The organism is Paenibacillus sp. 32352 (assembly GCF_002042965.1).
GTDB lineage: Bacteria > Bacillota > Bacilli > Paenibacillales > NBRC-103111 > Paenibacillus_S > Paenibacillus_S vulneris.
In genome coordinates this window covers 75,415-98,168 of sequence record NZ_MZNT01000014.1, presented here as the reverse complement: position 1 = coordinate 98,168, position 22,754 = coordinate 75,415, and the positions used below count along the sequence as shown (strand labels likewise).

The window sequence follows — 22,754 nt, the reverse complement described above, 5'->3', positions numbered from 1 at the left end:
CTGCCTATGTCATGATTTGTATGTTTGTGCCACTCCGCATCTAATAGGACTTCCACGTCCGCTGCGGAAATCCTTTTGGCAAATGAGTCCAAAATCGTAAAATGGTAAAAAAGGCATGAAGGAGAGAAAGCTGGAAAAGGTTATTGCGGCAGTTTCCCTTTAGCTTTTTTTCTGGTATCTTGACAATAGCAGCTTTTGAGCAAAGAAGCACTAGGGAACGTCAGGTAAATGAGGGAGGCAGACCGGGTATGATGGAACAACCGCTCGTTTCGGTCATTATTCCAACCTATAATCGGCTCGATAGTGTATGTGAGCTGTTGGAATCGCTGTACAGGCAGACTTACCGCGCTTTGCAAATCATTATTGTGAATGATGCGGGAGAATCGGTGCGATCCGCTGAAGCCTTATACCCGGAGCTCGATGTAACGATCGTGGATCTGGAGCATAACGCCAAGCATGTGCATGCAAGAAATCAGGGACTCGCTTACGCCCGGGGCGAATATATTTTGCTGTGTGACGATGACGATCTGCTGCTGCCGATGCATGTGGAGCGCATGATGGCGGCTATTGCGGATGCGGATATGGTATACTCCGATGTAGAAATATTCGATTATGTGCTCGAAGGGGTAACGCGGCGCGCAACCAAGCGGTTTGTGTTCGCTTATGAGCATGATGAAGCGGCAATGCGGAAATTCTCGACGTTCGTCTCTTCGGGCTGCTTGTACCGCAAAAGCTTGCACGATCGGATCGGGTTATTCGATGCGGATATGTACCATTATTGGGACTGGGATTTTTTCTTAAGGGCATCCGAGAACGGAGGGGTTAAACGGGTGCCTGTAGCAAGCGCCCTCTACGCTTTTTCCCAAAGCGGAGGGAATATGTCCGGTGCACACGAGGACATGCGGCCTTATTTGGATCGGCTGTCCGCCAAGCACGGATTGGGTTACCTGCCTACCAAAAATTTCTTCCTCTTGCTGGAGGAGCCTGAAATGCAGAGCCGCAGAGCAGCAACGGAAATCGTATGGGATGGCGAACCGATCGTTTCTCGTAGAGCCCGGACAGAGTAAGTTCATAAGTTTAAAAGGGGGAGCGCAGTTTGGCGGGCATGATGGAACGGGCTGAAAGAGTGCTCAAATCATATTACGGCTACGGAGCATTTAGGGACGGTCAGAAAAAAGTCATTCAAAGCATATTGGACAGGCAGGATACGCTTGGTATTATGCCAACCGGTGGAGGAAAATCGATCTGCTACCAGGTGCCTGCCATGCTGATGCAAGGAACGACGATCGTCATTTCTCCGCTGATCTCTCTAATGAAGGATCAGGTTGACGGACTGGACAGCATAGGGGTCCCGGCAACCTATATTAACAGCTCCTTAACCTATGCGCAGGTGGAGGTTCGGATCCGCAAGGCAAGCCGGGGAGAGTACAAGCTATTGTATGTGGCGCCTGAGCGGCTCGAATCCGAGCGTTTCATCGATTTGATGACGGAGCTGGAAGTGCCTATGATAGCGGTGGACGAGGCTCACTGCGTATCGCAGTGGGGACATGATTTCCGGCCGAGCTATCTTGCTATCAGCAGGCTGGTGGAACATTTGCCGAATCGGCCGATTGTTGCTGCCTTCACGGCGACCGCAACCGACCAGGTACGGGATGACATTGTCAAGCATTTGCAGCTTCGCGAGCCGGATTTGCATGTAACGGGCTTTGCCCGGGAGAATCTGTCCTTCTCGGTTATCAAGGGCGAGAACAAGCGCGATGTCATGCTGGATTATATTCGTGAGCATAAGGATGAAGTAGGCATTGTGTACGCTGCCACACGCAAGGAAGTGGACAATCTGTATGAGCTGCTTCGCAAACAGAGAGTGCCTGTGGGCAAGTATCATGCCGGCTTGAGCGATACGGAGCGCGCGATGGCGCAGGAGAAGTTTCTATACGACGAGATTCGGGTCATAGTGGCCAGCAACGCGTTCGGTATGGGCATAGACAAATCCAACGTCCGTTATGTGATCCACTACAATATGCCCAAAAACATGGAAGCTTATTATCAGGAAGCAGGGCGGGCAGGCCGGGACGGTGAGCCCAGCGAATGCTTGCTGCTGTTCAGTCCTCAGGATATTCATATTCAGAAGTTTCTGATCGAGCAATCTATCAGTGACCCGGGCAGGCAAGCGCAGGAATACCGCCGGCTGCAGCAAATGGCCGATTACTGCCATACGACGCAATGTCTTCAAGGTTATATCGTACGGTATTTTGGCGATGATTGTGAGGATTGCGGGAGATGCAGTAACTGCAGCACGGAAAGGCAGCTGACGGATATTACCGTCGAGGCGCAAAAAATCTTTTCCTGCGTGCGGCGGATGAAGGAACGGTTCGGAGCGACCATGGTGGCCTCCGTGCTTAAGGGCTCCCGCAACAAGAAGGTGCTGGAGCTTGGCTTCAACGAGCTGAGCACGTATGGCTTATTAAAGGACCGCACGGAAAAGGAAATCGTCGATCTGATTCAGCTTCTGGTAGCGGAAGGGTATCTGCTGATTACCGAAGGCAAATATCCGGTGCTAAGGCTTCAGGCCAAAGCCCAGGCTGTATTGTCCGGCGGAGAGCAGGTCATTCAGAAGATGCGCATCCGTACCGAGCCTGCGGCGAAGGATGTGGAGGCGGAGCTGTTCGATCAGCTGCGCAGCCTGCGCACGGAAATTGCCAAGAAGGAGGGCATTCCTCCTTATATTGTGTTTCCCGACAGCACGCTTAGGGAGATGTGCGGCGTGAAGCCGACCAATCCGGCCGCGATGCTCAAGATCAAGGGCGTCGGCGAAGCGAAGTTTTTCAAGTACGGGGCGTATTTCATCGAATTTTTCAAAAACCACAACGGATAGTAGGGGCGATAGCGAGTGGCCAAATCAAAGTATTATGTCGTATGGGAAGGAAAAGTGCCCGGTATTTACACTACATGGGCCGAATGCCAGGCGCAGACGAACGGCTACCCGCAGGCGCGCTTCAAAGCCTACGAGAGCGAGGCGGAAGCCAAAGCCGCCATGGCGCGCGGCTGGAAGGCCTCCTTCGCGGCTGCCAATGGAGCCAAGGGAGGCTCGGCCTCTTCGTCCTCCGCGGGAGCCCGCAAGGCTGCCGGTGGTGGCACTGCCAAGCCTGAGGCGGATCTGGACAGCCTCTCGGTCGACGTCGGCAGCAGAGGGAATCCCGGCATTGTCGAGTACAAAGGCGTGTACACCCGGACGGGTGAGGTGGTTTTCCAGCATCCTCCTATATCGAAGGGAACGAATAATTTAGGAGAATTTCTTGCGATTGTGCACGCACTGGCTTATTTGAAGCAAAAGGGCAGCAGCATGACGATCTACAGCGACTCGGTGACAGCCATTAGCTGGGTCCGCAAGAAGGAGGTCGCAACCAATCTGCCGCGGGATAAGTCCACGCAGGAGATATGGACGCTGGTGGATCGAGCATTAGCCTGGCTGAAAAGCAATACGTACAGCAACAAGATCCTCAAGTGGGATACCAAAGCATGGGGAGAAATTAAAGCGGACTACGGACGGAAGTAACGGCCGCGTTACATAGGGAAAGGTACCTCAGCCAATCAGGCTGAGGTTTTTTGTTTCAGTAGATATCACTGGTGCCTGCACCCCATCAGTAGTCACCCGACTCTCTCCGCACTTCATTTTTCCTAAGCCTTCCGTAAAATCGCCACATAATGGGTATTATGATAGTAATCAGATTGAATGAAGTTCGGTGCCATCATAATAACGAAAAAAAGGGTGACTGCCTTTGATACGAATACTCATGTATACGGAAAGCGAAGGAATCGTGGAAAACCATTCCTTGCAGGAGCTCAACCGGGCGGATGTCCGATGGTTTTGGGTCGATTTTGACCGTCCGACCGAGGAGGAGGCGAAGGAGCTGCATGATTTTTTTCATTTTCATCCGCTTGCCATTGAGGATTGCTTTCATCTCCTGCAGCGCCCCAAGCTGGATTATTATGAGAATGTTCAATTTTTCGTGCTTCACGCCATCAATGAGCTGACCTTGGGTGCGGAAGAGGTCGATATGTTCCTGGGCGACCGTTACGTCGTGTCCTTTCATTTCGGACAGCTTAGGGCGGTGGATGAAGCATGGGAGAGAATTAAGGAAACCAAGCAGGTGGAGGAGCTCCATCATCTTTACTGCGCATATCTGGTGATGGACCATTTGGTTGACCAATATTTCCCTTGTGTCTACCAGATCGAAGACCAGCTTAACGAGATCGAAAGCAATACGAGCAAGAAATCGATAGAGAGGCTGATGAGCGAGACGTTCGAGGTTCGTTCCAAGCTGTTGAAGCTGCGGCGTACGATCTTTCCTATGCGCGACCTTCTTTATCGCGTCATCAGCTCGGAGAGGATCATGGGGCTGAAGGATCAGGTATTCTTTTTCTCGGATATTTACGATCATTTGCTCAAGCTTTCGGAAATATTGGAATCCAACCGGGATGTAACTGCGGATTTGCGGGACAGCTACATTTCGCTGAATTCCAACCGGATGAACAATATTATGAAAACCCTCACGGTCATTACCACAATCTTTATGCCGTTAACCTTTATTGCGGGCATCTACGGAATGAATTTTCACAATATGCCGGAGCTGGGATGGTCTTGGGGCTATTATGCCGTGCTGGCCTTGATGTTCGGAATCGGGATCGGCATGTTCTTATGGTTCCGCCACAAGGGCTGGTTCAAATGAAAGCTGCGTAATATCGAGAAAAATGGAGAGAATCTGGCCTTAAATGCAGCTAATGGCGGTATACCGTCTCTTATGCTTGATCAAGCAGGTGAAAGATTCCTCACAACCGTTTATAATCTAGGGCAGTGACTATCGGCCCCGGCAATCCTGAGAGTGGAGCGCCAACAAGAGAAGAACGGAATAGGAGAGGATTTTTCTTGTTTTTTGAACGGGTAAAACAAGGCTTTTTTAGTAATGTCCGAAACGATATTTTGTCCGGACTAACGGTTGCTTTTGCCTTAATTCCGGAAGCGATTGCGTTTTCCATTATGGCGGGCGTGGACCCTATGGTCGGCTTGTACGCCTCCTTCACCATTGCCGTGACTATATCGATTGTAGGCGGCCGTCCAGGGATGATCTCTGCGGCAACCGGAGCAATGGCCTCCTTGATGGGGCCGATTATAGCCAAGTACGGGCTGGATTATTTGTTTGCAGCGACCCTGTTAACCGGGGTTCTGCAATGGATACTGGGTGCATGTAAGGTGGGGCGGTTTATCACCTTCGTTCCTCAATCGGTTATTGTAGGATTTGTTAATGCGCTGGCCATCATTATCTTCATGGCGCAGCTTCCCAACTTTGCCGGAGCGACGTGGATCATGTATTTGATGGTTGCGGGAACGCTAGCCATTATTTATTTGCTGCCTCGTATCACGAAAGCCGTCCCTTCCCCGCTGGTTGCCATCATTGTCATGACGATCATTACGATCGCTACGGGAGCCGATCTGCGCACGGTCGGAGATATGGGAGAGATCCGTCAGGCGCTGCCTCTGTTCCACATCCCGCAGGTGCCGTTGACGCTGGGAACTCTGCTGACTCTGCTGCCTTACTCGCTGGCGCTGGCTGTCGTAGGAATGACCGAAACGCTGTTAACAGCGACAATTGTGGATGAGATGACGGAAACGAAGAGCAACAAAAACCGCGAAATCCGCGGGCAAGGAATCGCCAATATTGTAACGGGCTTTTTTGGAGGCATGGCAGGCTGTGCAATGATCGGACAAACGGTCATTAATGTCAGATCGGGAGGAAGGACGAGGCTGTCGACTTTCGTGGCAGGGATGTTCTTGCTGTTCCTGATCATGGTGCTGGGAGACGTCGTGAAGCAGATTCCGATGGCTGCCCTTGTTGGGGTCATGTTTATGGTGTCCATCGGAACGTTCGATTGGAATTCGATTCGAACCATCGGGAAAATTCCCCGCGGTGACGCCATTGTCATGGTATTGACGGTTGCGATTGTCGTGGCGACCTCCGATTTGGCGATCGGGGTGGTTGCGGGTGTCATTCTGAGTGCCGTCCATTTCGGCTGGAAAATGGCCCGCCTGCGCTGCAGCACCTCTACGAATGAGAACGGGCATAAGGTGTATGCCATTTCCGGGCAGCTGTTCTTCGGAACGATGATGCATTTTGTTGATCTATTCGACTATTCGGCAGATCCCGAGCACATTGTGGTGGACTTGAGCGCATCTCATGTGTGGGATCATTCGGCGGTAACCGCCTTATCCAAGGTCACGCACAAATACGCTGCGATAGGCAAGAAGGTCACCCTTGTAGGACTAAACTCCGAGAGCCGCAAAATCATTGATCGGGTCGGGCTTTCCGGCGGCTCCATTCATTAATGCCATCAAATATTCATGCATATAGAATTTGCATTATGACATCTAAGAGAAAACACAGAATGAGAGGTTCGGATCAGGCATGGCCTTATGGGGGACGATAGTCAACGCGGCGGCAATATTGATCGGCGGTATGCTCGGTCTTGTGCTGAACCGGATGAGTCAGGGAATTCGCAGCACGGTGATGCAGGGGATCGGCATGGCCTTGATAGCCCTTGGCTTGTCCATGACACTGAAATCCAGCAATTTTTTGCTGATTGCTGTAAGTCTTGTTTTGGGCGGAATTATCGGAGAATTACTGCAGCTGGAAAAAGGTTTGGAGAAGCTTGGGCATCAGCTTGAAAAGGGAGTCCATGCTTTATCGCGTATCGGTAGAAGCGTTCAAGGACGGTTGGGCGGCAGGAACAGCGTGGAGGATAAGGGCGGGGAAATGAAGCAGGGGCGGATTGCGACCGGCTTTGTCAACACGACGCTGATCTACTGCGTTGGAGCGATGGCGATCCTGGGAGCGCTGGAAAGCGGCCTGCGCGGTGAGCATGATATTTTGTTCACGAAGGCTATGCTGGATGGATTTATGGCAATTATATTTGCCTCCACCATGGGGGTTGGCGTCTTGTTCTCGGCGATTCCCGTGTTTATCTACCAGGGGGCCATAGCGCTGGCGGCGGCCGGGATCGCTTCTATGCTTCAGCAGGACATGCTGAATGAGATCATCGCCCAAATAACGGCGGTCGGAGGCATCCTCATCATGGGGATCGGGGTGAATTTGCTGGAGCTTCGCAAAATCAATGTGGCGAATCTGCTTCCTTCCCTGGTGGTGGCTGCTTTGGCGGTGCCGTTTATGGATTGGATCGGGTGACAAGAGCCCTTTATGAAGGGTAGGGTTGTTGAGAAACCTGAAAATCTGGAAAATTTGCTGCGGTACACCGGTGGGATATCTCCCTCCGGTCGCTGTTGTTCTCGGGAAACTTTGATTATATTCGCATTATTTAGCGGGAATTTCCCGAGAACAAAGGCGAACGCTAACGCTCCTACAGGAGATACACCACCTATCACCTTTCGCATTTTCCGTATGACAACAACCCGGAGCCCCTCAAAAAGGGGCTCTTTTGTATAGGTAGTTATTCAGGGACATCGCTGCTTTCGATGACCAGGAGAAGTCCGGAGGTGATAGTAATCACGCCGACGGGCTCGATCAGCACATTGCTGATACCGAGCGATTGTCCTATCGTCAAGGTCGCATTGTGAAGAGGATATTGGAAGCCTTTCAATGTTATGCCGGTAACATCCATGCTGAGGGGCAGCAAAGAGACGTTGCTGTGCCGTCCCTTGTGAAGCTTCAAGGGCTCACGGCTATCCATCAGCCGGATCCGGTTATGGGCGTCGGCAATATAACAGGAGACGCCGGCCAACAATGCTTTGCGAAGCAAATGGAGATTCGCCAGCGAATGATCCCAGCGCGTACCGAGTACGCCGCAAAGGACGACTTCTTGGGGATGCTGCTCCAGCGCCCAGTTCAGGGCCATCTCGGTATCGGTCAAATCCTTCATCACCGGATCACAGCTGATGAACTGCTTGCTTTCCCGTTGGATCCGCAAAAGGTCCTCCGGAGTGACCGAATCAAAATCACCCAGAGCTAGATCGGGGATGATATCATGCTGCAGCAGGAAGAGGGCTCCTTTATCGGCTCCGATTATGAGGTCTCCCGCTTGGATGAGCCGCAGCGCCCATGGGCCGAGATGTCCTCCGGAATATATAAGAGTGCGGGAAGTGTTCGTCATCTTTGGTTTGTTCCTTTCTGTATAGACAGCTAATCGTTCTATCCATTTTAACATATACGATCTTGGCGATATAGAAACAGAGGATTCAAAACGCATATATCCTTTTCTAAATGAAGGTGTACAGCTTTCATCGTTCTATGATAATGTTAACGTGTGCATCTAATGAATGCCGCAATGAAAATGTATGCTTTTTCTCAACAGGATACCATTTATCGATTCAGGGCTCACCGCACAGTACGAGTAAGCATCAGGCCAAGACACCGCTTTGCGGGCAGTCAGCAGCCCGTCCTTTCAGTCAGCCATTTCAAGTACAGGAGGAAGCACGGATGAGAATTGAGGAGATAGCCGCTAAAGGGCTTTTCGCCAATGCGATTCGTTGGATACATACGGAGGAAGGCTTTATGCCGGTCCGATTTACGGAGCGACAGATGGAGCTGTACAGCAGGGAGGAAAGATTCCGTATCCGCAGTCATTGTCCGGCGGGCATTTGCCTGGATTTTGTATCGGATACGACCTCCATTGAAATCAATTATTCACTTGGCAGCGCGGTGCGCAAATGGGCTAATTATGATATTTATATAGATGGAGTGATGGCGGCGAGCTTGGGTGCCGATACGCTGGAGCAGGATCAAGGCAGGATTGCCTATGAGCTGCATGCTGGAATGCAGAACGGGCAGCCGAGAAGATGGACAATCTATTTGCCGCAAAATACGATGGTGGCAATTCAGTCGCTGAAGCTCTCGGAAGGGGCAGCCGTTGAAGCCGCTGAGCCCTATAAGCGCAAGCTGCTGTGCCTGGGAGATTCGATCACTCAGGGGATGGATGCAAGGAAGCCGTCCTCGACCTATGCCGTGCTGCTGTCCCGGGCGCTTGAAATGAACCTTTTGAATCATGGGGTGGGCGGATATGTATTCGATGCGGATAGCCTGGATGAGAGCTTGCCATACAAGCCGGATCTTGTGACAGTCGCTTATGGAACGAATGACTGGGGCCGATTCGAGACATTGGACGTATTCCGGCGGCAGTGCTTCGGGTTTATAGATAAGGCCGCCAAGCTCTATGCCGGGGTTCCGATCTATGTTCTGACTCCGTATTGGAGAGCCGATCAGGACAAGGAGGTTCCGATGGGGACGATGGAAGAGCTGAGCGACACGATACGTGAGGTTTGTCGGCCTTATTCGAACATAACGGTAGTGGATGGACAGAAGCTGGTCCCGCATTTGCCGACCTTGTTCGGGGATGCTTATTTGCATCCGAATGATGAAGGGTTTTTGCACATAGCCATGAACCTGTTCAAGCAAATAGCGGCGAACGGACATTGCTGATTCACCCGATGCTTCACCTTGGCAGGACGCTCCTTAACTTGCCCGCAGAGCTGCGACTCTGTGGTTTTGCACGGAGCCGGCGTAAACGGTATAGTAGAATGAGAATGGTTTTTTCATGCTATCTAGTCAGCTCGTGAAGATTCGGCGAAAAGATAAAGGGCAGGGCGGAGGAGTCTATGGCGGGAAAACGATACGAGAATATGAATGGGGTCAAAAACCTGAAGGGCTTCAAAGAGATTCGGCAGTGGCAGAGGGAGCGGAAGGCAAAGGTGAAGGATTTGTCTTACACGGTCCCGGCCGCAGAGCATAAACAAATCGATTATTTGTGCGGCAACCGGCAGGATACGACGATTACTTGGATCGGGCATTCCTCTTTTCTTATTCAGCTTGGGGGGATGAACCTTTTGACGGACCCGGTATGGGCCGAACGGATGGGCTTTGCCAAAAGGCTGGCGCCTCCGGGCTTGCGTATGGAGGAGCTGCCTCCGATCGATGCGGTGCTGCTCTCGCACAGCCATTACGATCATATGGATATGCGTTCGCTGCGTTCTTTTAAAACCGCCCAGCTGTTCGTGCCGGAGGGACTCGGCAGCAAGCTGCGGGCCCGAGGCTTTGCTCGCGTCACGGAGCTCAGCTGGTGGGGGCATGCGCAGCTCGGGAGCCTCGAGCTGCATTTCGTTCCGGCGCAGCATTGGACGCGCCGTACGCTGTGGGACACCAACCGCTCCCATTGGGGCGGCTGGGTCCTTCAGCCCGCGCAGCGAAGCGGAGGGCGCGAGGCGATTTATTTTGCCGGGGACAGCGGCTACTTCCCCGGATTTCGGCAGATCGGCGAGCGCTTCGCGATCCGCTATGCTTTGATGCCCATCGGCGCCTATGAGCCCGAGTGGTTTATGTCTATGCAGCACGTCACGCCGGAGGAGGCCGTGCAAGCTTTCCTCGACGTGCAGGGGGAGATATTCATCCCGATGCACTACGGTGCCTTCCGGCTGGCGGACGATACCCCGCGCGAGGCGCTGGATCGACTCATGGCGGAATGGCAGCGGCGGGAGCTTCCCGAGCAGTCGCTGCGCATTCTCCTGCATGGCGAGACGCTAAAGCAAGAAACCCCCTAGGATGCCTAGGGGGCTTCTTGCTTTTAACCACATACAATATTAATGCATTGAACCGTTACGCGGTTCATGCCATCTAGCCAATGCTGTGGCTCGAGCATCCGGGTTTCTCCAGCTGCAAGCCTACTCTTTACCTTCTTTGCGGCTTTCCGTCATTTGCTGCCATACCGAGCCCGCCGCTTCCTCGCCGCGCTCGATTCTTTCCAAGGCGATCTTGGCTTGAAGCTGCACTTCAAACTCCGGATCGTTGGAAGCCTTGCGCAGCGCCTCTATGGCGGATTCGTCCCCAACCTCGTAGAGGAAGCGGGCCGCGCGCCAGCGAACGAGCTTGTTTTTGTCGCTCAAGGCTTCCATCATGGGACCGATAGCTGCCGGGTCGCCCAGATCGGATAAGGTATCGCCGGCTGTACGGCGAACCGCTGCGGTAGAATCCTTGAGTGCCTGGAACAAATAAGGCAGCGCCTCCGATTGGCGCAGGTCGCCCAGATAGACGACGGCCAGACGCCGGATCGACGCGTTATCGTCGGACAACGCCTTGGCCAGCAGCGGCAGAGCTTCCATAGTCGGCTCGAAGCGCTCTAAAGCGGCGTAACGATGCTTCCAATCCTCGGACTGGAATTGCTCTTCCAACTCGGACAAGGATAAGGGAGCAGGCCGTGCGGGCGGCGGGGGAGCATCCTGAGCACTACTGCCCTGCTCTATGGCCTGCTTCACCAGCTCATCGAGCCGTTCCTCAGTGTAGGAGGCTTCCAATTCGCTGACGATTTCCGCCGCAATCTCCTCCAGCTCACCGTAACGAACCCCGAATTCCTCCAGCTTCCGTTCTCTGATCATCGATGAGCCTGCAGCCCGCTGAACCGCATCGCTGAAGATGGCGGGGAGAGCGGACCGCACCTCTCTATCCCCAGATTTGACACGTACCTGAATCGGAATGCCCCGATACATTTGGACCAGCACTTGGGCTTCTCCGAAGCTTGTCGAAGGGCCTGCTGCTTGTTCGGCTGACGGACCTTCGCCGCTGTCCGTTTGCAGCAGCTGTCTCGCCGAAGCAAGAATAGCGGCCCAATCGGCGCTCGGCTTGCGATCAAGTGCGATGAAATCCGCGGTCCGAAACAGGCTGCGCACTCCTTCGATTGCCAATAAGCTTTTGAGCGGCTCGGGCGCTTCCCCGGCCTGGCTGGATGTATAGGTCAGCCGCACGCCCCGCGGCAGCACTTCATCCACATTAAGCTTCATGGAATTGGGACTTGGCGTCGGTTCTATAGAAATAAGCTTCATAAGGAAACCTCCGAAGATGATAGTTAGGTTCTTCCCTTTCAGTTTAACTTATTTTGGGCTACGATGCGAACAGAGGAGGGGCAGAACCTTCACTATTTTTACATCATTTTTGAAAACCCCTAATGAAACAAAAAAGTCCAAGCATCCTGCGGCAGAATACGGCAGGAGAAGGACGGATCAGCAAAAATTTATGGTTGTAGATAAATGCTTGTTCTGGATATGATTAGGAAGAATGCAAATCCTGTGGGAACCGGCAGGTATCTGTGCAGGACTCATCGCAAGGAAGTTGGCTAATGAACTTGGAAAACTATGAAGGCATACGTGGCTTTTTGGTCCATGGAACGAAAAATGAAAGGCGGGGGAACGATTGAGAGCGGCTGAGAATGAAGTCCGCAGTTTGGGAGAGCTGGATATCAGCGCAGCAGGGCCTCGCTGCAAAATGCTGCTAGGCGATATTGACGGAGACGGCCGTATGGAGATAGTCATGGTACAGCCCGATAACCGGCAGGATGTGCGGTACATTCCCCATCAGGTGCAGTGCGTAACCGCATTTGATCTTCAAGGCAGGCTGCTGTGGCAGACAGGCACTCCCGATCCGGAAGCGGGAGGCCCGGGTTCGGATTATCCGGCGCAAATTTATGATTGGGATGGCGACGGTTGTCTTGAGGTGCTTTGCGTCATGGACGATCGGTTTCATATCCTCGACGGCAGGACAGGCCAGTCGAAGCGAAGCTTTGAGCTCCCCGACCCTGAAGCTCATGACTGCATTATTATTGCTAACCTGACAGGCGGAGACCACGCAAGGGATGTGATCTTGAAGGACCGGTATCACCGCATGTGGGCGTTGAACTCGGAATTCGAGCTGCTGTGGACCCATGAAGGCAATCCGGGACATTTTCCGTGGCCCTTCGACCTTAACGGCGACGGACGTGACGAAGTGATGGCAGGCTATGATCTGCTTGATCCCGCCGGCAAGCTCCTATGGAGCTGTCGCGATCTGGAGGATCATGCCGACTGCATCTGGATCGGGGACGTCAATGGAGACGGACAGTCGGAGCTCGTCATCGGCGGAAGCGTGACGGTCATGTACGATGCGTCCGGACAGGAGCTGTGGCGCTATGATGGATCGGTGGAATCCCAGCATGTGGCTTTGGGCAAATTTCGCAGTGATCTTCCCGGCTTGCAGGTTGCCGGTCTTGACCGCATCATCAGAGGAGACGGCCGGGGATCGCGCAAAGGCAAGGATGCCATCTTTTTGCTGGATTCCAAGGGCCAAGAGGTTTGGAAAGAGGACCGGAAGACGGACGGCTGGCTGACCATCATTGAGACCGTAAGCGGCTGGGATGACAGCTCGCTGGATTACATATTGGCTTACCGGAGAGGCGGCGGTGTTCTTCCAGCCCTGTATGACGGTTATATGAATAGAGTCGTCGAGTTTCCGATGGAAGGCTACGTAACCCACGCCGACTTGCTTGGCTCCGGCAAGGAGCAAATCGTCATTTACGATAATCAGAAGGCGGCGATTTTTTCCTATAGCTATTACGATATGGCAGCTTCTATCTCTGGACAAGCTTTGCCGCAAAGCAAGCGGTTGTATCTCTCAACACTTTATCCCGGCGGGGAAATCTGAAGGAGGCTATGAAATCATGAACTATTTCCATGAACGCGATTCGATAATGAAAGGCTCCGATGCATCTATTGAAGAGGTGCTGGCGACAGTAAGCAACCGGTTCATCGGCTCTCATCCGAAGAAAGGACCGGTCTTCCGCACGTTTCATAAGGGAGGCTTTCTCAGAAACAAGGATTTCCGTTATGAGATGAAGCTTCATGAGGTGTTTCCGGATATGCCGGACGGAAGCTTCGTTTATGTATGGGGCAAGCTGTGGATGGATCAGGAGAATGATCTTCCTTTTCGGGTAAGCTGCTACGGACCTGTGCGAGTATATATTAATGGAGAGAAAAAATTTCAGTCCAACATTAATCAGGACGTGTTTCCGGAGCTTAAAACGGATTTTCGGGCCCGGTTGTCCCAGGGCTGGAACCATTTTGTGCTGGAATTTGTGAAAACGGGCACGGGCTGCGGAGGCAGATTCGGTACCGGTTCGGCCAAAGGCTTCCCGCTGCACTTTTTGGCTCCGTCCGCCGAGAGAGAAGGGCAGGAGGGCTGGATCTATACCGAGCCGCAAGTCGAGAGATGGCCGGCATCGAGTCTGCCGGGAGCCGATACGGCGGAAGCGGATACCGGATTGCAATGGCTTCCCCGTGACCAGTGGTCCGAGGAAAGCAGCAGCCAGGGGCGCTTGGCCCGCATGTTCGGGAGAGAAAGCGGGACACAGGCTTTTGCATGGTCCAGGCTCCATAATCATGCTTACAGACCTCAGCGGGTCACATTAAAAGGAACGTTCGAGGGTCCATGGGCCATCTACATGAATGGCGAGCTCCTGGAGCGAAGAGACGAGAACAGCGGCGACTTCGAGGTTTCCTTATCCGTACCTCCCGGTTCTCATGACGTTGTTGTACAGTCGACTTGCCAGTCCGGCGGTTGGGACATTCAATTTGATGCGTTAACCGGGAATGACGTTCAATGGATTCCTCCTCATCCTATTGAGGGCTTGAACGATACCTGGCTTTATCTTGGGCCGTTTTCCTCGGCGTCAGCTCCCTCAGCCAACGAAATTACCCGTCTGGATAAAGTATTCGGACTGCTTGGACAAGAAACCTACTGGCGTGTGGATAGACCCGATACCTGGGTGAGGCCTTATCTGGAGAATGCTATGTTCGGCAAGTGGAACTATCCGCTCGGCGTAACACTGTACGGCATCCTTCAAACGGGCAAGGAGCTGGGGAGAACCACCTACATCGATTATGTGGCCGATCATATTGAGCAGTGTACTTCGTTCAATGAGTATGCCTATTGGGATAGCACGCAGTATGGCGCTCCGGGCTTGAACAGCCAGTTGACTCTAATCGACAGTCTGGATGACTGCGGCTCTTTCGGCGCCACTATGCTTCAGACGAATAAGGAGCGGGAGCTTCAAGGAGCGCGGGGGGCTGCCGATATCATTGCCCGCTATATTTCAAGCGTTCAGGACAGGTTAGAGGATGGCTGCTTGTACCGTGTACATGGAACCGTCGACTTTATGAAGGATACGATCTGGTGCGACGATTTATATATGAGCACGCCGTTCCTTTGCAGGTATTACGAGCTGACGGGTGACATCGCTTATTTGAACGATGCGGCCAAACAGTTCTTACTATATAAAAGCAGACTTTTCATGCCGGATAAGCAAATTATGCATCATGTCTACGATTTGAAGTTCAATAAACCGAACGGCGTGCCTTGGGGAAGAGGGAACGGATGGGTGCTGTTCTCACTGACAGAGCTGTTGTCGGTCATGCCAGAGGATCACAAGCTTCGTGAGGAGCTGATAGGCTTTTTGCAGGAATTGTGCGAAGGCTATTTGCGTCTGCAGGGCGTCCGGGGGCTGTGGCATCAGGTGCTGACCGATCCGGAATCCTATGATGAAGCTTCCTGCACCTCCATGTTCATGTACGCTTTCGCCCGCGCGGTACGATTTGGCTGGCTTCCTAATCCGGAGCCTTACATTCAAGCCGTATTCAAGGGCTGGGACGGTTTGGCCGCCCACTGCATCGATAAGAACGGCAACATTTACGGCGTATGCCGGGGATCCGGCTATTCTTTTTCTTCATTATATTATAAGGATCAATTGTCCTGGCTGCTGAATGATACGCATGGTATAGGGATCGTGCTGCTCGCAGGGATCGAAACGATCCGGCTGCGCAAATTTCTTGCGGAGCAGTAAATGATATATCGTTAATTATTAAGGGAGTTGAGCGTATTCGCTCAGCTCTTTTTTTATCATAATTTATAAGACTCCGAGGTTATTGGATGTGAACAATCCATTTGGCGATATAATCTACCTCTAAACGCGGTCGCATGTCTTTGAAAGGCCCAATAGAGGTTTTCTCATAGGGGTTCCCCAAAAAACTCCTCAGAGACATAGCCCGCCTCCAGATGCGGCATAGTTCACGCGTAACAGGTTTTGCAACAGTCCGGCCCCCATTGAGGGGTTATTTTTGTTAGCGGGCCAAGCGTTCGAGTAAGATTCATTCCTGCCTAAGGTACGACAACCAATCCTATGAAAAGTTATCAACATATGGTTCATGAGGTTTAGAATATCCTAACGACATTTCACACTAACGCAGCAACACAATTTTAAAAAACGGGCTGATATAATAGTTTGCAAGCGATTACAAAATGTCGCTGTACTCCGGTGTGAAAGCATCGCTGGTTGGAAATTTGAAAATATCACATATCTTCAGGAGGGGTTACAGGAATGAAAATGAGCAAGGTAGTGCCTTTTTTAGCTTTAAGTATGCTGCTATCGGCATGTTCTTCCGGCCAAGGGGGCAATGACGGCAAGACTGCGGACTCGGGCAAAGCGAAAGAACCGCAGAATAGAGAACCGGTTGAGCTTGTTTTTTCTTCGGAACTGGGTAAAACGCCGGAAGATTTTGAGAAAGAGATTGGAGATCCGATCCGAAAAAAATTCCCATGGATTACAGTGAAATATATTGAACGCGGAAAAGGCAGCAATCTGGAGGATCTCGTCACGGCCGGGACAACGCCGGATATATTCTGGTATGTCTACAACCGGTTTCCCAACCTGATTCAGGGCTTGGGTCTAGAATACGATATGTCCGATTTAATCAAGAAGTATAACTATGATACCAACCGTCTGGACCCTGCCTCCTTGAAGGCGCTGGATCAGTACACCGGCGGCAAAGGCGTCTATGGCCTTCCTTTCGTTGCGAGCACCTCCGTTATGTATTACAACAAGGATGTATTCGATAAGTTCGGCATGCCTTACCCGAAGGACGGAATGACCTGGGATGAGGTCTATGAGCTGGCCAAAAAAATGACGCGGGAAATCGACGGAACGAAATACCGCGGGCTGTCTACGTTCCACGGATATTTATTGAGGGAAAATCCTTACGGATTAAGACCGCTGGATCCGGTGACCGGCAAAGCGAGCCTGAATACCGAGGAGTGGAAGAAGCTGTACCAAAACCTGGCCCGCATTTATCAAATTCCGGGCAACAACAGGCCTAATTCAAGAGCCACGAATCCGGAGCTTCAGGCGTTTGCCAAGGAGCAGACGATTGCAATGGCCGTTATCAATAATGACTTGAACCACGTAAAATTAATACCGGAGGGTATGAATTGGGACGTCGTGTCTATGCCTACGTTTGCCGATAAACCCAAAATCGCCGACCAGCCGTCTCCGTGGATGTACAGCATCATGAAGACAAGCCAGCACAAGGAAGCCGCATTTGAAGTACTTGCTTATTTGACCTCCGATGAATTCTTTATGTCCGAGTCCAAGCGGGGAGTTCGTACACCGACAACGAACGATCAGATCAAGAAGGCATTTGGTTCCGATTCACCTTTAATGGGCGGGAAAAATGTAGGCGCTTACTATTACAATCAATCCGCACCGACTCCGGCTTCCGGCGGATCGCCTGAGCTTATGTCGCTGATTCCTACGGGTGCCGATGCTGTCGTGAATAATAAGCTGCTCGATGTCATCCTGGAGGGCAAGGATATCAATACGGCGCTTCGGGAAGGCGATGAAGAAATCAATAAGCTGATTGAAGGGTTGAAGAAAAAGTAACATCGGAGAATGGGGATACATACAAAAGAGTCCGGCTTATACAGCCGGACTCTTTTGTATCCTACATCGTATTGTAAGAGTTAGGTTTATTTCTAAAGGTTTATTCCGCAACTTAATCTTTATCAATCAGGTTGCGGTGCAAATAGTTATCATCCAAAGTTTTCGTGAGATCGAATACCGTATGAGCCAAGTCGATATTTTCGAAAACATGCTCGCATTGATCCTTATACGCCATTTCCTCTTCATAATGGGAGGTATAACGCTGAATCAATTCCGGCGAATCTCCGCGGTCCTCTTCACGCTTCACGATGGTTTTCAGATCGGCATGAATGAAAATGCGGACAGCCTTGTTGCCATACAGCTTCTTGAGCGATTCGGCTCCAAAACGATTCAGAACGAGGTAGATCGCTCCATATTGCTGAAGCATCTCGGCAACGTCCTTTTCTTTAACGCCATAATGGTTGCCGTCCATCTCGATGACTTCGACAAACTCGTTATTGCGTTCCGCTTCAAGAAACGCATCCCTTGTTACAAAATGGTAGTCCTGCCCGTCGAATTCCGCGGAACGAGGGGGCCGTGTGGTATACGAAATCACTTTCTTCATTCCGAGCGTCTCGCCCGACATTTGTGCGACCGTTTTACGACCGGCACCGTTGGGCCCGGTGAAAATAAAGATAAAATCCTTATCCCTTAGTTCGTACATAGAAACCCCTCCTTGGTTTTGGAAGTTCCTTGCCGACTTGCCGTATACCTTATTTTACATGTTTTCCATGCCAAGGTAAAGGTATTGACAATCAAGAGATACGGATCACCTACGTGATGGTCAGCGTCCGCGTTGTCCGCGCCCGCCTGCATTGCCGCGTCCCGCCCGTGCTCCGCCGTTCGTTTGTGTGCCGCGCTTGCCTGCGGCTCTGTCGCCGCGTCCACGTGCCTGCTGAGCTCCGCGCTCCGCGCCGGCACTGCGGTCGCGCTGCCCGCGACCCGCGATCTCGGCTCTGTCGCCGCGTCCGCGTGCCTGCTGGGCTCCGCGCTCAGCGCCAGCAGCACTGCGGTCGCGCTGCCCGCGTCCTGCGATCTCGGCTCTGTCGCCGCGTCCGCGCGCCTGCTGCGTTCCGCGCTCCGCGCCGGCACTGCGGTCGCGCTGCCCGCGCCCGGCGATCTCGGCTCTGTCGCCGCGTCCGCGTGCCTGCTGCGCCCCGCGCTCCGCGCCAGCACTGCGGTCGCGCTGTCCGCGCCCGGCGATCTCGGCTCTGTCGCCGCGTCCGCGTGCCTGCTGAGCTCCGCGCTCCGCGCCGGCACTCCAGTCGCGCTGCCCGCGCCCCGCTGTCTCGGCTCTGTCGCCGCGTCCACGCGCCTGCTGCGCCCCGCGCTCCGCGCCAGCACTCCGGCTGCGCTGCCCGCGCCCTGCTGTCCGGGCCCGGTCGCCGCGTCCATTGCCGCCCCGCGGCTCCGCATCTGCCCGCTCGCTCTCTCGGCGCGTCCCGCTGGTTCTGGCCTCGCTCAATTCCCCGTCCGCTCTCATGGTCCGTTTGGCCAGCTCGGAGCGAATGCCCTTCTCGATCATCTCGAGCTTCCCTTGATCCCTCTGCGCTACCATCGTAACCGCTACGCCGCGCTGTCCAGCACGGCCGGTCCGGCCAATCCGGTGAATATAGCTCTCGACGTCATGAGGCATGTCGTAATTGAACACATGGGTGATGCCTTCCACATCCAGCCCGCGGGCTGCGATATCTGTGGCTACGAGAAGCTGAATCTTGGCTTCACGGAATCGTTTCATCACCTGTTCCCGTTTGGCCTGCGTCAAATCTCCATGGAGCTCATCCGAAGCATAGCCCCGGTCCTGCAGCGCTTCATTCAGCTTGGAGGCGCGAAGCTTCGTCCGGCAGAAAATCATCGCCAAATAAGGACGATATTCGTCGATAAGACGGCAGAGGGCATCCTGTTTGCCGCGGTCTGTCGTTTTTACGGCAATCTGCTCGATTTCCGTTAACGTAACCTGCTTGCTTTTGACCTTGATTTCCTGCGGATCCCTCATGTAGCTTTTGGCCAGATTGCGGATTGGGCCGGGCATGGTTGCGGAAAAGAGCAAGGTTTGTCTTTTGGGGGACGTCTGTACGATAATTTCCTCCACTTCGTTCAGAAAACCCATATGCAGCATTTGGTCTGCTTCATCGAGAACCAGGGTGGACAGGCGCTGCAGCTGTACGGTTTCTCTGCGCAAATGGTCAAGCAAACGTCCCGGCGTTGCAATGATCATATGTACAGTGCCCTCGAGCTTCTTTAACTGCCGTTCGACATCTTGTCCGCCGTATGCAGCCAAAATCCGAATGCCTTTGATCGGCGCCCATTTTTTTACTTCGCCGGCTATCTGGATAGCGAGCTCGCGGGTAGGCGTTACGATCAGCGCTTGGGTATAGTTTTTCTTAGGATCAATCCGTTCCAAGATCGGAAGGACGAGGGCGAGTGTTTTCCCTGTGCCTGTCTGGGCTTGAGCAATGACGTCCTCTCCGGCCAGAACGACGGGAATGGCTTCCTGCTGAATCGGCGTAGGCTCCGTATACCCCTGATTGCTCAAGGCTTCCGTAATTTCTTCACTTATGCCTAATGAGGCAAATAAATTGGTTTTCATTATAGATTGTCTCCTTATCTTCCAGTTCATTCATCCTAAGTCTGTTCCGAAACAGTCTTAAACCTTCAGTTTTATCCAAGTAAGCAGCCTGCAGCAAAAAAATCTCTTCTATTATAGAAAGCGCCGTTCTCCGGAAGAAGCCGTTTATGGTTGAGATCGGCTGCATGTAACATTGAACAGACTTGTGACGTCTACATGCATTCTACAGGAAGCCGTAGGAAAAAGAAACCGAAGTTCTTCCTTTTTATATATAAATCAGAATGATCATATAAAACACACAGCAATTGTATAGCGAAAAAAGAGCTTATCCTCATTATAACTATAGTGTCGCGATCTATGCTTCACAGCCCAAAAACCCCGAGTTTCTTCATATATAATATGAAGCGATACTCGAGGAGGCAGAGTGTGCCGTGCCTTCGAACGGCAGCATCATCTTTCCGTGCTTGTCGGATGGGTCGGCAAAGTGCCGAATATTTCTTCAGACATCGCGTCGAAATGGGGGAGGAACGGCTTGAGATCCTGACCCTTCCATGCTTCCTGCGCAATTCGATTCAGCTCGTTGATATAGTTGCGGTTCGCAGAGATATACACATCGGTTACTGTCGGCTGAAGGGAGCGTATCTTCTCGGCGATTTTTTGCTTGAACAAATGACTTAAATGCGTGTGGTTTTGGACTGTATCGTACGAGTTGCTGCCCGTCGCCAGCTTATTCGGGTCTGCGTAGTCGCTGAAGGGAGTACTCGGATTGTACAAGCCTCTTACCGTTCCGGCATTATTCGTTTCTTGGCCGGAAAGACCGCTGCGGGTACCCGTTGCCGTCTTGTCGATAGTAATGGCAACATAAGCCGTGTTATCGGCGAGCATCACGATGGCGCTGTTGACTCCATCCATTGCAGCCACCTGATCGGATAAAAACTGGTTCATTTCCAAAGTGGAATGCTTATGGGACACGCTGGCATATTGCTGCTGCGTTTGATAAGCGCGAGTAGTGTCCTGTCTCGGGGCATCCCGCTTGCTGCCGAAGTTGTTGGCGCTGTTGTAATCATATTTGGCGAAGCATCCGCTAAGGAGAATAAGGGAGCTTGTACAAACAGCCGCCCATGAAAGTCGAAGCCGGAACATCATCATAACCTCCTCATAAGTTTTGCAGTGAAAGCATAATTTGGGGGGCCAATTGAGAAAACTGATTCACATAGCGGGACATCCTCCGGCAACTGCAAATGTGTTTCTTCTACATTAGAATCCGTTAATTCGAGAGAAATATGCGTTATTCGACAAAAGACGTCGAGATGCATAAAACCCCTGGATTATGGAAATAAAACAAGAGAGGCAAAGGAGAAAAACCAATGAAAATGCTATGAAAATAGCCGTTTGAGAACAATTTGTGAACTTCTTCAGATTCATTGACAAAAAAGTGGTACGAATTTATAGTTAATATGGTGATTAGGTTCATTGACAATATATGACCTTTTGTTCGAAAAATATTAGCTTTAGAGGTGGGATTGATAAGATGAATCGATGGCAAAATCTGTGGCGTTTCATCCCTCTTTTCGGGTTGATGATGTTGCTTCTGACGGGGTGTGGAGACGATAGGATTTCCGCCTTGAAGCCAAGAGGTCCGGTAGCCAGAGACCAGCTGTTCTTGATGAAGCTGAGCTTGGGCATTATGATCTTGGTCGTCGTGGTTGTATTCGTAATCTACATTTACGTATTGGTTCGCTTCCGGAAGAAGAAAGGCGATAAAGATATCATTCCGAAGCAAGTCGAAGGAAGCCATACGCTGGAAATCATTTGGACAGTGGTTCCGATTGTTTTGCTGCTCATTTTGGCTGTGCCAACAGTGAGTTATACGGTGAAATTGGCGGAAAATCACATCGGTGAGAAAGACGCAGTTCATGTTAAAGTAACGGCACACCAATTCTGGTGGCAATTTGAGTATCCGGAACTTGGAATCGCTACAGCGCAAGATCTGGTTATTCCTGCAGGCAAAAAGATTGCCTTCGAGATTACATCTGCTGACGTGCTTCACGCTTTCTGGATACCATCCTTGGGCGGTAAACAAGATACAAACGTAGGGATGACAAACACATTCTATCTGGAAGCAGACGAAGCTGATACCTTTATGGGTAAATGTGCCGAGCTCTGTGGCGCATCCCATGCTTTGATGGATTTTAAGGTCATCTCCAAATCAGAAGCTGATTTCAACAAATGGGTAGAAAAAATGAAAACTCCGGCTACAATTCCAGCTGAAGCGAAGAACGGGGAACAAATTTTTAAAGATAATTGCTTGTCCTGTCATGCGGTTAACGCACAAGGACTTGGCTTTGGACCTAACTTGAACGGATTCGGAAGTCGTGAAATGGTTGCAGGCATTCTGCCACACGACGATGAAAGCATCAAACAATGGATTAAAGATCCTCAATCGGTGAAACCGGGCAACAAGATGCCTCAAGTTCCATTGCAGGATAACCAAATCAACGACTTGGTTAAATATTTGAATTCATTGAAATAACGAACATCTTGGAACAAAGGAGGTAAAATACGTTGGCTCACT

At 51.8% G+C, this 22,754-nt stretch carries 17 protein-coding genes; 12 read left to right on the top strand and 5 right to left on the bottom strand.

Annotated elements, in window-relative coordinates:
- Positions 1-248 precede the first annotated feature (248 nt).
- The 6 genes from B1728_RS27640 (at position 249) to B1728_RS27615 (ending at position 7,238) form a co-directional block, all read left to right on the top strand.
- Positions 249-1,067 carry a glycosyltransferase family 2 protein gene (locus B1728_RS27640; protein WP_079913664.1) on the top strand — a complete coding sequence of 273 codons (819 nt, stop codon included), beginning with the start codon at positions 249-251 and terminating at the stop codon, positions 1,065-1,067.
- Positions 1,068-1,105: 38 nt separating this feature from the next.
- The gene (gene recQ, locus B1728_RS27635) at positions 1,106-2,875 is read left to right on the top strand and encodes a DNA helicase RecQ (protein WP_079913777.1); all 1,770 of its coding nucleotides are present in this window, start codon (positions 1,106-1,108) and stop codon (positions 2,873-2,875) included.
- 15 nt (positions 2,876-2,890) lie between these two features.
- The gene (rnhA, locus tag B1728_RS27630; RefSeq protein ID WP_079913663.1) at positions 2,891-3,556 is read left to right on the top strand and encodes a ribonuclease H; all 666 of its coding nucleotides are present in this window, start codon (positions 2,891-2,893) and stop codon (positions 3,554-3,556) included.
- Between the two features lie 223 nt (positions 3,557-3,779).
- A complete protein-coding gene (corA, locus tag B1728_RS27625; RefSeq protein ID WP_079913662.1) occupies positions 3,780-4,730 on the top strand; it encodes a magnesium/cobalt transporter CorA in 951 nt (316 codons plus the stop codon).
- A gap of 197 nt (positions 4,731-4,927) precedes the next feature.
- On the top strand, positions 4,928-6,382 hold the full coding sequence (locus B1728_RS27620; RefSeq protein ID WP_079913661.1) for a SulP family inorganic anion transporter: 1,455 nt from the start codon (positions 4,928-4,930) through the stop codon (positions 6,380-6,382).
- A gap of 79 nt (positions 6,383-6,461) precedes the next feature.
- The gene (locus tag B1728_RS27615; protein WP_079913660.1) at positions 6,462-7,238 is read left to right on the top strand and encodes a DUF554 domain-containing protein; all 777 of its coding nucleotides are present in this window, start codon (positions 6,462-6,464) and stop codon (positions 7,236-7,238) included.
- Between the two features lie 262 nt (positions 7,239-7,500).
- Here B1728_RS27615 and B1728_RS27610 read toward each other — a convergent pair whose 3' ends face one another.
- The gene (locus B1728_RS27610) at positions 7,501-8,160 is read right to left on the bottom strand and encodes a thiamine diphosphokinase (RefSeq protein ID WP_079913659.1); all 660 of its coding nucleotides are present in this window, start codon (positions 8,158-8,160) and stop codon (positions 7,501-7,503) included.
- Positions 8,161-8,486: 326 nt separating this feature from the next.
- Between B1728_RS27610 and B1728_RS27605 the strand changes: the two genes are divergently transcribed.
- Both B1728_RS27605 and B1728_RS27600 read left to right on the top strand, forming a co-directional pair.
- Positions 8,487-9,485, top strand: coding sequence for an SGNH/GDSL hydrolase family protein (locus tag B1728_RS27605; protein ID WP_179136234.1), 999 nt, complete (start codon positions 8,487-8,489; stop codon positions 9,483-9,485).
- 176 nt (positions 9,486-9,661) lie between these two features.
- Positions 9,662-10,600 (top strand): MBL fold metallo-hydrolase, encoded by a 939-nt coding sequence (locus B1728_RS27600; protein WP_079913657.1) that lies wholly within the window; start codon positions 9,662-9,664, stop codon positions 10,598-10,600.
- Between the two features lie 120 nt (positions 10,601-10,720).
- Here the strand turns inward: B1728_RS27600 and B1728_RS27595 are convergent, their stop codons facing one another.
- Positions 10,721-11,875, bottom strand: a complete 1,155-nt coding sequence (locus tag B1728_RS27595; RefSeq protein ID WP_079913656.1) for a virulence factor — start codon at positions 11,873-11,875, stop codon at positions 10,721-10,723.
- 439 nt (positions 11,876-12,314) lie between these two features.
- Here B1728_RS27595 and B1728_RS27590 point away from each other — a divergent pair, with 439 nt between their 5' ends.
- From B1728_RS27590 to B1728_RS27580, 3 genes are all read left to right on the top strand, one after another.
- Complete coding sequence (locus B1728_RS27590) at positions 12,315-13,505, top strand: FG-GAP-like repeat-containing protein (protein ID WP_256865546.1); 1,191 nt, start codon at positions 12,315-12,317, stop codon at positions 13,503-13,505.
- A 16-nt stretch (positions 13,506-13,521) separates the two neighbouring features.
- Positions 13,522-15,699, top strand: coding sequence for a glycoside hydrolase family 88/105 protein (locus tag B1728_RS27585; RefSeq protein WP_079913654.1), 2,178 nt, complete (start codon positions 13,522-13,524; stop codon positions 15,697-15,699).
- A 534-nt stretch (positions 15,700-16,233) separates the two neighbouring features.
- On the top strand, positions 16,234-17,571 hold the full coding sequence (locus B1728_RS27580; RefSeq protein ID WP_079913653.1) for an ABC transporter substrate-binding protein: 1,338 nt from the start codon (positions 16,234-16,236) through the stop codon (positions 17,569-17,571).
- A 112-nt stretch (positions 17,572-17,683) separates the two neighbouring features.
- On the opposite strand, the gene B1728_RS27575 is transcribed toward B1728_RS27580, so the two are convergent.
- From B1728_RS27575 to B1728_RS27565, 3 genes are all read right to left on the bottom strand, one after another.
- A complete protein-coding gene (locus tag B1728_RS27575; protein ID WP_079913652.1) occupies positions 17,684-18,274 on the bottom strand; it encodes a guanylate kinase in 591 nt (196 codons plus the stop codon).
- 120 nt (positions 18,275-18,394) lie between these two features.
- Positions 18,395-20,200, bottom strand: a complete 1,806-nt coding sequence (locus B1728_RS27570; RefSeq protein WP_079913651.1) for a DEAD/DEAH box helicase — start codon at positions 20,198-20,200, stop codon at positions 18,395-18,397.
- A gap of 429 nt (positions 20,201-20,629) precedes the next feature.
- Entirely contained in the window at positions 20,630-21,322 is a 693-nt protein-coding gene (locus tag B1728_RS27565; RefSeq protein WP_225948276.1) for a YhcN/YlaJ family sporulation lipoprotein, read from the bottom strand.
- A 388-nt stretch (positions 21,323-21,710) separates the two neighbouring features.
- Between B1728_RS27565 and coxB the strand changes: the two genes are divergently transcribed.
- On the top strand, positions 21,711-22,712 hold the full coding sequence (coxB, locus tag B1728_RS27560; RefSeq protein ID WP_079913649.1) for a cytochrome c oxidase subunit II: 1,002 nt from the start codon (positions 21,711-21,713) through the stop codon (positions 22,710-22,712).
- Positions 22,713-22,754: the final 42 nt, after the last annotated feature.

What these genes read in the sequence shown, in the direction of transcription:
- B1728_RS27640 (WP_079913664.1), top strand. Translation starts at nt 249, where the DNA reads ATGATGGAACAACCGCTCGTTTCGGTCATTATTCCAACCTATAATCGG.
- recQ (WP_079913777.1), top strand. Translation starts at nt 1,106, where the DNA reads ATGATGGAACGGGCTGAAAGAGTGCTCAAATCATATTACGGCTACGGA.
- B1728_RS27615 (WP_079913660.1), top strand. Translation starts at nt 6,462, where the DNA reads ATGGCCTTATGGGGGACGATAGTCAACGCGGCGGCAATATTGATCGGC.
- B1728_RS27610 (WP_079913659.1), bottom strand. Translation starts at nt 8,160, where the DNA reads ATGACGAACACTTCCCGCACTCTTATATATTCCGGAGGACATCTCGGC.
- B1728_RS27605 (WP_179136234.1), top strand. Translation starts at nt 8,487, where the DNA reads ATGAGAATTGAGGAGATAGCCGCTAAAGGGCTTTTCGCCAATGCGATT.
- B1728_RS27600 (WP_079913657.1), top strand. Translation starts at nt 9,662, where the DNA reads ATGGCGGGAAAACGATACGAGAATATGAATGGGGTCAAAAACCTGAAG.
- B1728_RS27595 (WP_079913656.1), bottom strand. Translation starts at nt 11,875, where the DNA reads ATGAAGCTTATTTCTATAGAACCGACGCCAAGTCCCAATTCCATGAAG.
- B1728_RS27590 (WP_256865546.1), top strand. Translation starts at nt 12,315, where the DNA reads ATGCTGCTAGGCGATATTGACGGAGACGGCCGTATGGAGATAGTCATG.
- B1728_RS27585 (WP_079913654.1), top strand. Translation starts at nt 13,522, where the DNA reads ATGAACTATTTCCATGAACGCGATTCGATAATGAAAGGCTCCGATGCA.
- B1728_RS27580 (WP_079913653.1), top strand. Translation starts at nt 16,234, where the DNA reads ATGAAAATGAGCAAGGTAGTGCCTTTTTTAGCTTTAAGTATGCTGCTA.
- B1728_RS27575 (WP_079913652.1), bottom strand. Translation starts at nt 18,274, where the DNA reads ATGTACGAACTAAGGGATAAGGATTTTATCTTTATTTTCACCGGGCCC.
- B1728_RS27570 (WP_079913651.1), bottom strand. Translation starts at nt 20,200, where the DNA reads ATGAAAACCAATTTATTTGCCTCATTAGGCATAAGTGAAGAAATTACG.
- B1728_RS27565 (WP_225948276.1), bottom strand. Translation starts at nt 21,322, where the DNA reads ATGTTCCGGCTTCGACTTTCATGGGCGGCTGTTTGTACAAGCTCCCTT.
- coxB (WP_079913649.1), top strand. Translation starts at nt 21,711, where the DNA reads ATGAATCGATGGCAAAATCTGTGGCGTTTCATCCCTCTTTTCGGGTTG.